The organism is Desulfonatronovibrio hydrogenovorans DSM 9292 (genome assembly GCF_000686525.1).
GTDB classification, from domain to species: Bacteria; Desulfobacterota; Desulfovibrionia; order Desulfovibrionales; family Desulfonatronovibrionaceae; genus Desulfonatronovibrio; species Desulfonatronovibrio hydrogenovorans.
On the sequence record NZ_JMKT01000009.1, the window covers coordinates 326,660 to 337,912 of the forward strand.

The window sequence follows — 11,253 nt, forward strand, 5'->3', positions numbered from 1 at the left end:
CTCAGTAAGCCGACCGGCCCCAGAATTTTTTGACCTCTGAGCTGTAAAGATTCAGAAAGACCTTGACTGGCTCAGGTACAAGCCAGTCAATTATCCTTCCTTCCAGCCACCTGGACCTGACCATACTTGAACTGATCTCCATTTTGGGAATGACAATGTACCTGATCTTTTTTCCCCTGCTCACCACCCACTGATTCTTTTCCAGTCTCTGAGCATCCCAGAAGCTGGTAATAAACTGGTCAAGTTTCTTTACCCCGCAGCCCTGTCGGCCGGCTACAATCAGATCACATTGAAAAGCTATTTGTTTGCCATTGTGCCACTTGGGCATGGTCAGAAGGTCATTGTCTCCCATGATAAACGAAAAATCAGCTTCAGGATGATCCCGGACAACCCCCTGCAGGGTATCATAAGTATATGAGGGGCCTGGCCGATCTTTTTCCAGCTTATTGACCCTGATCCGGGAAATGCCGCCCAAAGAGGCTTCCATCATGGCGCAGCGCATTTCAAAAGGCAGAATATGTCTGAGTTCCTTATGCGGAGGGATGTGGGCAGGGATCAACTGAATCTGATCCAGCCCGGCCTGTTCAATAGCTTCTGCACATAGCCGCAGATGCCCCAGGTGGAGTGGATTAAAACTGCCTCCCAGAAGCCCGATGTTCTGGAATCTGTCTGTTTGGATCTGGTTTGTCATTGCGAAAAAATAATCTGGCATCCAACTGCCGGTTGTCCTGTACCCGCTCCTGGCACAGCAATACTAAAAGAATTTTCTGGATAAAAAACCCGGAAGACAGAATATGTCAAAGCATAAGAATGTCCTTTAGAGCCTGAATCCTGTCTCGAACCTGGGCTGCTTTTTCAAACTCCAGGTCTTTGGCCAGGGAACGCATTTCTCTCTCCAGCCTTTTGACCTCTTTTTCCACCTTGGCCAGATCCTGGCCGTAAGCCTGGATTTCTTCAGCTGCCAGAACCAGGTTATCAGGTTTATCATGGTGGTGCAGATCATACAGGGTATTAGCACCCTTTTTGATGATGGTGGCCGGGACAATTCCATGATCCAGGTTGAACTTTATCTGCTTGTCCCGCCTTCGTTCCGTTTCTTCCATGGCTTTCTGCATGGACCCGGTCACCCGGTCTGCGTACATGATCACCCGGCCCAATGCATTGCGGGCTGCCCGGCCAAAGGTCTGGATCATGGATCTGGTGGACCGCAGAAAGCCTTCTTTGTCCGCATCCAGAATGGCCACTAAGGATACTTCCGGGATATCAAGCCCCTCACGCAGCAGGTTAATGCCCACCAGTACAGTGAACTCTCCACTGCGCAGGGCCTGGATTATGGCCACCCGCTCCAGGGTATCGATGTCCGAGTGCAGATACCTGGTCCTTACACCCCTTTCCTGGATGTAATCAGTGAGGTCTTCAGCCATTCTCTTGGTCAGGGTTGTTACCAGTACCCGCTGATCCTGCTCCTGCCTTTTCAAGCACTCCCCAAGGAGATCATCCATCTGGCCAAGGGTGGGCCGGACTTCCACCAGGGGATCCACCAGACCTGTGGGTCGAATGATCTGCTCGACCAAGATCCCCTGGGAACGCTCCATTTCCCACTCCCCAGGAGTGGCCGAGACATATATGGTCTGTCCCATACGTTCCTGGAACTCTTGAAAACTCAAGGGCCGGTTGTCCAGGGCTGAAGGCAGGCGAAATCCATAATCCACCAGGGTGGTCTTTCTGGAGATGTCTCCATTGTACATCCCCCCGATCTGGGACACAGTAATGTGGGACTCATCAATAAACAAAAGATAATCGTCTGGAAAATAGTCTAAGAGACAGGACGGTGGCTGGCCCTTTTGTCGACCGTCAAGATGACGGGAGTAGTTTTCTATTCCGTTGCAGTAACCCAGTTCCTGAATCATTTCCAGGTCAAGCTGAGTTTTCTGTTCCAGCCTCTGGGCCTCCACCAGCATATTTTTCTTTTCAAACCATTGCAGTCTGGACCTGAGTTCCTCCCGGATGTCGTTCATGGCCCGGTGCAGGTTATCCTGATCTGAAACATAGTGGCTGCCCGGATAAATAATGGTCTTTTTCATCCTGGAGATGATCTCTCCAGTCAGGGGGTCGGCCTCATAAATGGCCTCAACTGAATCTCCGAAAAACTCTATCCTCAGGGCCTGTTCCATCCGGTAAGCAGGAATGAGTTCCAGAACATCACCCCGGACCCTGAAGGTTCCCCGATGAAAATCATAGTCGTTTCGTTCGTACTGGATCTCCACCAGTCTGCCCATGAGCTGGTCCATATCCATGACCTGTCCCTCTTCCAGAGGAATTATCATCTTGGCGTAGTAATCCGGTGATCCCAGACCATAAATGCAGGACACCGAAGCCACAATTATCACGTCTCTGCGGGTCAGGAGGGCATGAGTGGCCGAGTGTCTGAGCTTGTCAATATCATCATTGATGGAGGAGTCCTTTTCAATATAAGTGTCCGTCCGGGGAAGATAGGCTTCAGGCTGATAATAATCGTAATAGCTTACAAAATATTCCACTGCATTTTCCGGAAAAAGGAGCCGGAATTCATTGTAGAGTTGAGCTGCCAGGGTCTTGTTGGGGGCCATGACCAGTGCCGGACGGTTCACCCCGGCAATAACATTGGCCATGGTAAAAGTCTTGCCCGAGCCAGTGACTCCCAGCAGGATCTGATGAGGCACTTCCTGATTCAGGTTGCTGATCAGCCCGGCAATGGACTCCACTTGGTCCCCTGCCGGATAATACTCTGATACCAGTTTGAAACTAGACATACAAAAAACTCTTTAATCCGGACTAATCACTGTCTATGGTTCTGGCCCTGATGTTTCCATGGGCAACCTCTATTATCAGTCCATCACCGGACCGGACATCGCCTGGGCTTCGCAGGAGCGATCCGGTCTGTTCAATGGTGACCATGGCATAACCACGCTTAAGAGGACCTCGGGGGTCGAGGCCGGCCAGTTTTTGTCCTGCCAGGCTGACCCGGTTATGGTTACGATCCAGAAAGATCCTGGCACTGTTGATAATCCTTTTTTCAAGGTAATCCAGCTGGTTGGATCTCACCTGCCAGTACTCTGAACCGAATCTGACCTGAAGCCTGGATTCAAGAGCCTGTAACTTTTCTGCCCGAATCTGCCAGAAACCTGCCCCGCTTCTATGCAGATCCCTTTTCAGGACTTCCAGTTTCTCGTCAAGTCTTTGCAGTTGTCCTGCAGGACTGAGCCAGGTCAGAGCCTTTTCCAGATGATCCAGCCGGCTGACCTGGTGTTTTAAATAATTGTCATAACTCCTGCCCAAAGCTGTTTCCAACCTGTCCACGTCCTGGGCCAGATCATCCGTACCCGGCCACAGGGTCTGGGCAGCATGGCTGGGAGTGGCAGCACGCTGGTCAGCAGTCAAATCAGCAATGGTGGTATCAGTTTCATGCCCTATCCCGGTAAGAACAGGAATTTCGGATTCAAATACGGCTCTGGCCACCTTTTCATCATTGAAGGCCCACAGATCTTCCAGGGATCCTCCGCCGCGGATAATTACCAGAACCTGGGCCCAGGCCTGCTCATTGGCCAGCTTAATGGCTCTGACGAGCTCGCGTGGAGCATCATCGCCCTGGACCTGGCTTGGGTAAACCCTGATTTCACTGCCCAGGCCAAGTCCCCGGGCCACCTCCATAAAATCATGTATTACTGCTCCTGTGGGTGTTGTCACGATGCCCACCCGATCCGGACAATATGGAATTGGTCTTTTCCGGTCCTCTTCAAAATACTCCAGGCCCTTGAGTTTACTCTTCAGGGCCTCAAAAGCCAGGAAAAGATCTCCAAAACCCTGTTCCTGAACCAGCTCGGCCACCAGTTGGTAGGCTCCTCTAGGCGCATACAGTCCGATCTTTCCGGCACAGACCACTTCCTGCCCATCCACCAGATTTGAGGCCGGATCAGCCCCTTTTTGTCTGCTGAAGGCCTGAGAATTTTTGAACCAGACCACCTGGAGGCCGGCCTGCTCATCTTTGAGAGTAAAGTAGATATGGCCGGACCCGGGCCTGGAAATATTTGAGACCTGTCCCTTTACCCAGATGAATGGAAACTGGATTTCCAGCACATCCTTAATGGCAGAGGTCAACTCGATAACTGAAAAGACATGGGGCACTTTGTCAGGTCCGGGGTTGGCAGTTGCAGGGATTAATTTTTGGCGGACAATCCAAAATGGTCCAGGACGCCATTTCGGATGGCCATGAACCTGGAAGAGAATTCCTCAATCGGGACTTGGATCCGCTCTCCTGAGTGACGGATCTTGACCTCATAGATTCGGTTCTTCAGCCCTTTTCCACCGATAACAACCTGAATGGGTGAACCGATCAGGTCATTGTCCTTGAACTTGAATCCCGGTCTCTCGTCCCTGTCGTCCAGGAGTACGTCCACGCCTATGGATCTCAGCTGATCATATACTGCTTCAGAATGCTCCCTGACTTCCTGGTCTTTGTAGTTCAGGGCGATGACCACCGCCTCAAAGGGTGCAATGGCCGGAGTAAAGATGATCCCGTTCTGATCATGGTTCTGCTCAATGCACGAAGCCAGAATCCTGCTCACCCCTATGCCGTAGCAACCCATGATAATCAGCTCCTCTTTGCCGTTTTCATCCAGATAAACTGCCTTCATGGATTGGCTGTATTTGGTCCCGAGCTTGAAGATATGTCCTACTTCAATACCCTTGGTCAGATATATCTCTCCAGCGCACTTGGGACAGGGATCCAGACTAGTAATGGTCCGCAGATCGAAGTACCCACTGATATTCACGTCCCGTCTGAGGTCCACATGCTTCAGGTGAAAATCATCCTGGTTGGCCCCGGTGATCCAGTCAGTGTCAAACTCAAGCTCCAGATCAGCAACTATCCTGTCCACGACAAGCTCCACTGGTCCGGCAAAACCGACCTTGGCTCCACTCCACTTCTCAACCTCGGCCCTTGAGGCCAGCTCCAGAGTCTGGACGTTAAGGATGTTCTTCAGCTTGATTTCATTGAGTTCCCGGTCACCCCGGACAAGGGCGGCAACTGATTTGCCGTCGGCATTATACAGCAGGGTCTTGACAATTTTCTGAGCAGGAACATTGAGAAAACCGGCAACCTGTTCCACTGTATGCAGGCCAAGGGTTTTTACTTTTTCAAAAGGCATGGAGCACTCTGCACAGTCCTGCCCCTGGCACTTGACCTCGGCTTTTTCAAGATTGGCGGCAAAATCACAGCCAGTACAGGTGGCTATGGTATCTTCTCCAGTATCAGCCAGGACCATGAACTCATGGGAAAAACTTCCACCAATGGCTCCTGAGTCTGCCTCTACAGCTCTGAATCTAAGGCCCAGTTTCTTGAAGATACTGATATAAGCCTGACGCATGCTTTCGTAGCTTTTGGAAGCACCGGCATCGTCCATATCAAAGGAATAAGCATCCTTCATGATGAATTCCCGGCCTCGCATCAGTCCGAACCTAGGCCTTATTTCATCCCTGAACTTGGTCTGAATCTGATAGAGGTTCAAGGGCAGCTGGCGATAAGACTTCACCTCCCTGCGGATCAGGTCGGTAATGACTTCTTCGTGGGTAGGCCCTATGCAGTAGTCCCGGTCGTGACGATCCTTGAACCTTAACAGCTCTTTGCCATAGGCTTCCCATCGGCCGGACTCCATCCACAGGTCACCTGGCTGAACTGCCGGCATGATCATCTCTATTCCATCAAAACGATTCATTTCCTGACGGACTATGGAAGATATCTTCTGGAGCGCCTTCCATCCTGTGGGCAAATAAGTATAGATCCCTGAAGTAAGTTTCCGGATCATTCCAGCCCGCAACAAAAGCTTGTGACTGATGACCTCGGCTTCAGCCGGGTCTTCTTTTAAGGTCGGTATGAAATATCGGCTCCAGCGCATTAATCTCTCCATTTGTTAAGTAACTTAATGTGGTTATTGGATATATTCTGGCATGACCAGCACCAACTGCAATGGGATCATGCCTGGACAGACATCCTGCAGTGGGAACATCTGCCGTAAAGGACGATTTCATGTCCTTCCAGGGAGAAACCCTCAGGAGTCATAGAAGAAAGTCCTCCGGGACAGCCCTGAATGCAGAATACCTTGTCACAATCCCTGCACAGAAAATGATGGTGGTGTTCAAGTCCGGCTATTTCGTATCTGGAACCTTCGCCGGGAAAGGCCAGTTCCCTGATTTTTCCATCTTCAGCCAGAAGTTTAAGGTTTCTGTATACAGTGGCGATACCCAGCCCTACAACTTCCTTACCTGCCTGTTGGTGGACTTCCTGGGGATTCATGGGGCCATGAGCCTGGCGAAGGCATCGAATAATGGCCTGGCGCTGCCTTGTGTTGTGCTTCATAGTCTGCCCTCCAGGCAAAACACTATATTTTCAAACCGTTCATATTGCAACTTTTCAGACAATACTTGACCGACAAGAAATGATAACCTATTATCACCTTAAACCTGCCTAACTCTATTTCAAGGAAGAACAATTATGAAAAAAAACTATCTGAATTTGTCCACCTTGTTGTCTGCAGCCGTCCTGGGCTTGCTGTTTCAGATGGTTATGTTCCATCCGGCACTGGCATCTCAAGATAAAATCAAAGTCATGGTCAGCATTACTCCACAAAAATATTTTGTGGAAAAAATTGGTGAGGATCTTGTTGATGTATCTGTTCTCCTTCCCCCTGGAGCCAGTCCACACTCCTTTGAACCAAGACCGGGCCAGATGGTGGAACTGGGCCGAGCTGAGATATACATGGCCATAGGTGTAGAATACGAAAAAGCCCTTCTGCCCAAGATCAGGTCCATCCATCCGGATCTGAATATCGTTCATACCGATCATGGCATTAAAAAGGTTTCCATGATTCCTCACTCCCACGACCATGGTCATGATCACGGCCACGACCATGATCACAACCACGGCCACGGTCATGATCATCACCATCACCACCATGAAGGGGACGACCCCCATGTCTGGCTGTCACCTGATCTGGTGATGATCCAGGCTTCTAACATCCTTGACGCCCTTGTCCAGGCCTCCCCGGAGAATAGAGATTATTTTCAGAAAAACTACCTGGAATTTATCAGAGAACTGATGATCCTGGATCAGGAAATCAAGGAAGTCTTCTCAGATATTCAGCCGGGCACCAAATTTATGGTCTTTCACCCGGCCTGGGGATATTTTGCCCGGGCCTACGGACTGGTCCAGGTAGCTGTGGAAATCCAGGGAAAAGAACCAAAGGCGGCCGATCTTAAGCACCTTATTGACATTGCCCGTCAGGAAAACATAAGAGTTGTGTTTGTATCTCCCCAGTTTTCCGAAAGAAGCGCCAGTACCATTGCCCAGTCCATTGGTGGAGAGACAGTCTCCATCGACCCTCTGGCTGAGGACTGGGAAAAAAACATGCTCGCGGTGGCGGAAAAATTCAGAACCGCCCTTGCCCATGATGATGTTCACTAACAGACCGGTTTTTTAATGAATCACTCCGGCAATTGAACCTGGACCAAATCCCTGCTCTGATTCTTTTTTGCCTTTTGGATAAGAGCAGGGCTGAAAAAAAGTAAAGATCATAATGACCAAAAAAGTTATTGAAGCCAATGGATTAAGCTTTTCCTACAATGGTCATCCTGTTCTGGAAGATGTGGATCTAGGTGTTGATGCCGGGGATTTTCTGGCCGTTCTTGGGCCCAACGGCGGAGGCAAGTCCACTTTGATCAAGATTCTCCTGGGCATACTTCCGCTTCAAAAAGGCAGGGCTTTGGTCCTGGGATGCAAACCCGGGCAGGCATCTGACCGGATCGGCTATGTCCCTCAAAATGTCACAGCCAGCGAAAAATTTCCCGTAAATGTCCTGGATGTAGTGCTCATGGGCCGCCTGGGCCATCTGGGACGGTTCAGAAAATACTCTAAAACAGATTATTCCTGGGCCGAAAAATCTTTGGACCAGGTGGAAATGACAGCCTACCGGAGCCAACTGGTATCCAATCTGTCCGGCGGCCAGAGGCAGAGAGTCCTGATTGCAAGAGCTCTGGCCTGTGATCCGGAAATTCTCTTTTTGGATGAACCAACTGCCAGTGTAGACCAGCCCTTCCACACCAGACTGTACAAACTGCTCTTTGACCTGAACAGTCAGGGAAAGACTATAGTGGTCATCAGCCACGACCTTTCAGTGCTTTCCAGCCATGCCAAATCAGTTGCCTGCGTTAATAAGAATCTGTATTTTCATGATTCATCTGAGATCACCCAGGAAATGCTGGAAAAGGCCTATCACTGTCCTGTAGAACTCGTCACCCACGGCCATGTACCCCACAGGGTCCTGAAGCACCACAACTAATCCATGCTGGAAATCCTGCAATACGAATTTATGCGCAACGCCCTTTGGGCTGGTCTGTTGATCAGTATAGCCTGCGGCATCATCGGAGCCCTGGTGGTGGTCAACCGTATCGTGTTCATTTCCGGAGGGATAGCCCATGCTTCTTACGGAGGAATAGGCCTGGCCTTTTTTGCCGGATTCTCTCCCAATCTTGGGGCCTCCCTGGCCGCCCTGGTCTCGGCTCTGGTTATGGGGCTGGTTAGCAGGGGCCGGAAACACAGGGCAGATACAGTCATCGGAGTAATCTGGGCCGTTGGAATGTCCGCCGGGATAGTGCTTATCGATCTGACGCCCGGATACAACGTGGATTTGATGAGCTATTTATTTGGAAGCATTCTCATGGTTCCAGGCCGGGATCTGTTTTTCATGGCTAGTCTCAACCTGATAATTTTCCTTTTGGTGTTTTTATTTTACAAGGACTTCCTGGCCATGTCCTATGACGAGGAATTTGCCCTGGCCATGGGTGTACCGGTAGGTTCCCTGTATTTTCTGCTGCTGGCCATGGTGGCCATGACCGTGGTCATGACCATTCAGGTGGTTGGCCTTATCCTGGTCATCGCCCTGTTGACCATTCCATCCTATCTGGCGGAAAAATACACAGCCTCGTTGAAAAGCATGATGATCTGGGCAGTGGTCATCAGCCTGATCTTTACCCAGACCGGAATATGGCTGTCCTTTCATCTCAACCTGAGTACCGGGGCTACCATCGTTCTGGTGGCTGCGGTATTTTTCTTTTTGTCCAGCTTGATACCAGGCAGAACATCGTCCAGTCAGAGTTAAGTAATGATAACTTATCCTGATATAAACCCAGTGGCCGTGGAGATTGGTTCAATTCAGCTCCGCTGGTACGGCCTCATGTACCTTTTCGGGTTCACCATGGCCTGGCTTCTGGCCAGACACAGGGCTGGCAAGCCGGACTCGGGCTGGACCAGATCCGAGCTGCCGGATTTGATTACCTTTTGCGCTTTTGGGGTAATCATCGGGGCCAGGATCGGATATGTACTATTTTACGATTTCCCAAGCTTTATGGCCAGGCCCTGGGAAATGTTCATGATCTGGAAAGGAGGCATGTCGTTTCATGGAGGACTGCTTGGGGTCATAGTCTGCCTGTTCTGGTATGCCCGCAAAACCGGACGTCCTTTTTTCCAGGTGACTGACTTTATCGCCCCCCTTGCTCCCCTGGGATTGATGTTCGGCCGGATAGGAAATTTCATCAATGGAGAACTCTGGGGAAGACCGGCTCAGGTTCCCTGGGCCATGGTCTTTCCTGATCCAGCTGCCGGCTATATTCCAAGACATCCTTCCCAGCTTTATCAGGCCTTTTTGGAAGGGCTGCTTTTGTTTGTCATCCTCTGGATTTTTTCCTCCCGGTCCAGACCGAGAATGGCTGTATCCGGACTGTTCTGCCTTGGTTACGGTGTCTTCAGATTCACAGCTGAATTCTTCCGTCAGCCAGATGCCCACCTTGGTTTTGTATTTCTGGACTGGATGACCATGGGGCAGATCCTTTCTTTGCCCATGGCCCTTCTGGGCCTTGGACTGCTTGCAGCATCCTACTCCAAAAAAAGCCCGAAAATTCTGTAACAAATCTCGGGATCAGACTTTGTCTGGGTCTATGCCTGGAATGCATTTTTAAAGTCAGAAGAACATCCCGGATTAAAACCCTTCTGAATCAAAATCTGGGTTCAGACTTTTTTCCCTCCAATGATCTGCTTGACATCCGTCATGGAAGATGTTCATGGGCATGCCCATGCAGATCAACCTGACCCCCAAAAGAACAAAATCTCTCTATCCCACGGACATACTTTTCCAGACCTCCTACTGGGGAAGGGTCAAATCAAGTCTGGGATTTGAGGCAATGGCTTTTGACATTGAGTCGTCCGGGCCCAGAGGTGATGTCCTGGCCCTTGTCCAGCCTCTGGGAACCGATGGAAAGGCGGTCTATATCCAGCAGGGGCCTGAATACGCTCCGGAAAAGGAAGAATATGGAACTTTTCTGGAAGAACTATCCCAGGCCATGCTCAAGCATCTTGGCCGGGAAATATCATTCATAAGATATGATCTGCCCTGGGAATCCCAGTATGCTGAAGAGATCAAGAATAATTTCTTGGAATCCTACCCTGAAGCCCGCCTCAGGGAAATGCGGATGAATATGGGCACCAGATCCTGGAACCTTAGAAAGGCATCCATGGACATGACCGTGGCCAGCACCATGATGGTGGATATCAGAGGTTCAGACAGGGAGATCCTTGACCGGATGAAACCAAAAGCCAGGTACAATATCGGCCTGGCAAAAAGAAAGGGAGTCAAGGTTTTCAGGGCCGAACCAGACAGGCTTCCAGAATTTTACGACCTGTACAGGCAGACCGCCTGCAGAAACGGATTCGCCATCTGTAACTATAAGCACTTCCAGGCCTTGTTTAATACCCACCTGAATGATCCAGGCAATTCTGAACTGCTTTTCCTGCTGGCCGCCCACAACCAGGAAGTCCTGTCTGGGGCCATTGTGGCGGTTTCAGGCAAAACAGCCCTTTATCTTTATGGGGCTTCGTCCAGTGAAAAGAGGAACTACATGGCTCCTTATGCCATGCATTTTGATGCCATCAAGCGGGCCAAGTCATTGGGCTGCACCGGATACGACATGGGTGCAGTATGCACATCCCCTGATCCTGAGCATCCGTTTTACGGGCTTTACCGGTTCAAAACCGGTTTTGGCGGAAAAGTTCAATTTAGAAGCGGTTCCTGGGATTATCCCCTGGATGAAAACAAGTATTTAGCATTTACCAACTCCCACAATCTGTCCAGGTCAGTTATAAGCTGATCAATACAAGGGGCCGGAATC

10 protein-coding genes are annotated in these 11,253 nt (G+C 50.3%); 5 read left to right on the forward strand and 5 right to left on the reverse strand.

Features of this window, described 5'->3' with window-relative positions:
• Position 1 precedes the first annotated feature (1 nt).
• The 5 genes from nadD to P771_RS0106960 all read right to left on the reverse strand — a co-directional run bounded on the left by nadD (position 2) and on the right by P771_RS0106960 (position 6,394).
• Positions 2 to 691, reverse strand: coding sequence for a nicotinate (nicotinamide) nucleotide adenylyltransferase (nadD, locus tag P771_RS0106940; protein ID WP_161635950.1), 690 nt, complete (start codon positions 689 to 691; stop codon positions 2 to 4).
• 106 nt (positions 692 to 797) lie between these two features.
• Complete coding sequence (gene uvrB / locus P771_RS0106945; RefSeq protein WP_028574581.1) at positions 798 to 2,792, reverse strand: excinuclease ABC subunit UvrB; 1,995 nt, start codon at positions 2,790 to 2,792, stop codon at positions 798 to 800.
• 22 nt (positions 2,793 to 2,814) lie between these two features.
• Positions 2,815 to 4,164 carry an exodeoxyribonuclease VII large subunit gene (gene xseA, locus P771_RS0106950; protein WP_028574582.1) on the reverse strand — a complete coding sequence of 450 codons (1,350 nt, stop codon included), beginning with the start codon at positions 4,162 to 4,164 and terminating at the stop codon, positions 2,815 to 2,817.
• Between the two features lie 32 nt (positions 4,165 to 4,196).
• Positions 4,197 to 5,933 carry a proline--tRNA ligase gene (locus P771_RS0106955; protein WP_028574583.1) on the reverse strand — a complete coding sequence of 579 codons (1,737 nt, stop codon included), beginning with the start codon at positions 5,931 to 5,933 and terminating at the stop codon, positions 4,197 to 4,199.
• Between the two features lie 77 nt (positions 5,934 to 6,010).
• Complete coding sequence (locus tag P771_RS0106960; RefSeq protein WP_028574584.1) at positions 6,011 to 6,394, reverse strand: Fur family transcriptional regulator; 384 nt, start codon at positions 6,392 to 6,394, stop codon at positions 6,011 to 6,013.
• Positions 6,395 to 6,529: 135 nt separating this feature from the next.
• Between P771_RS0106960 and P771_RS0106965 the strand changes: the two genes are divergently transcribed.
• The 5 genes from P771_RS0106965 to P771_RS0106995 all read left to right on the forward strand — a co-directional run bounded on the left by P771_RS0106965 (position 6,530) and on the right by P771_RS0106995 (position 11,232).
• Positions 6,530 to 7,498, forward strand: a complete 969-nt coding sequence (locus tag P771_RS0106965) for a metal ABC transporter solute-binding protein, Zn/Mn family (protein ID WP_028574585.1) — start codon at positions 6,530 to 6,532, stop codon at positions 7,496 to 7,498.
• 112 nt (positions 7,499 to 7,610) lie between these two features.
• Positions 7,611 to 8,372 (forward strand): metal ABC transporter ATP-binding protein, encoded by a 762-nt coding sequence (locus tag P771_RS0106975; protein WP_028574586.1) that lies wholly within the window; start codon positions 7,611 to 7,613, stop codon positions 8,370 to 8,372.
• A gap of 3 nt (positions 8,373 to 8,375) precedes the next feature.
• The gene (locus P771_RS0106980; RefSeq protein WP_028574587.1) at positions 8,376 to 9,191 is read left to right on the forward strand and encodes a metal ABC transporter permease; all 816 of its coding nucleotides are present in this window, start codon (positions 8,376 to 8,378) and stop codon (positions 9,189 to 9,191) included.
• Positions 9,192 to 9,194: 3 nt separating this feature from the next.
• On the forward strand, positions 9,195 to 9,995 hold the full coding sequence (gene lgt / locus P771_RS0106985; RefSeq protein WP_028574588.1) for a prolipoprotein diacylglyceryl transferase: 801 nt from the start codon (positions 9,195 to 9,197) through the stop codon (positions 9,993 to 9,995).
• Between the two features lie 154 nt (positions 9,996 to 10,149).
• A complete protein-coding gene (locus P771_RS0106995; protein ID WP_244147302.1) occupies positions 10,150 to 11,232 on the forward strand; it encodes a lipid II:glycine glycyltransferase FemX in 1,083 nt (360 codons plus the stop codon).
• Positions 11,233 to 11,253: the final 21 nt, after the last annotated feature.

Coding starts and splice junctions, on each gene's coding strand:
- P771_RS0106965 (WP_028574585.1), top strand. CDS start 6,530: ATGAAAAAAAACTATCTGAATTTGTCCACCTTGTTGTCTGCAGCCGTC.
- nadD (WP_161635950.1), bottom strand. CDS start 691: ATGACAAACCAGATCCAAACAGACAGATTCCAGAACATCGGGCTTCTG.
- P771_RS0106955 (WP_028574583.1), bottom strand. CDS start 5,933: ATGCGCTGGAGCCGATATTTCATACCGACCTTAAAAGAAGACCCGGCT.
- lgt (WP_028574588.1), top strand. CDS start 9,195: ATGATAACTTATCCTGATATAAACCCAGTGGCCGTGGAGATTGGTTCA.
- P771_RS0106960 (WP_028574584.1), bottom strand. CDS start 6,394: ATGAAGCACAACACAAGGCAGCGCCAGGCCATTATTCGATGCCTTCGC.
- uvrB (WP_028574581.1), bottom strand. CDS start 2,792: ATGTCTAGTTTCAAACTGGTATCAGAGTATTATCCGGCAGGGGACCAA.
- P771_RS0106995 (WP_244147302.1), top strand. CDS start 10,150: ATGGGCATGCCCATGCAGATCAACCTGACCCCCAAAAGAACAAAATCT.
- P771_RS0106975 (WP_028574586.1), top strand. CDS start 7,611: ATGACCAAAAAAGTTATTGAAGCCAATGGATTAAGCTTTTCCTACAAT.
- P771_RS0106980 (WP_028574587.1), top strand. CDS start 8,376: ATGCTGGAAATCCTGCAATACGAATTTATGCGCAACGCCCTTTGGGCT.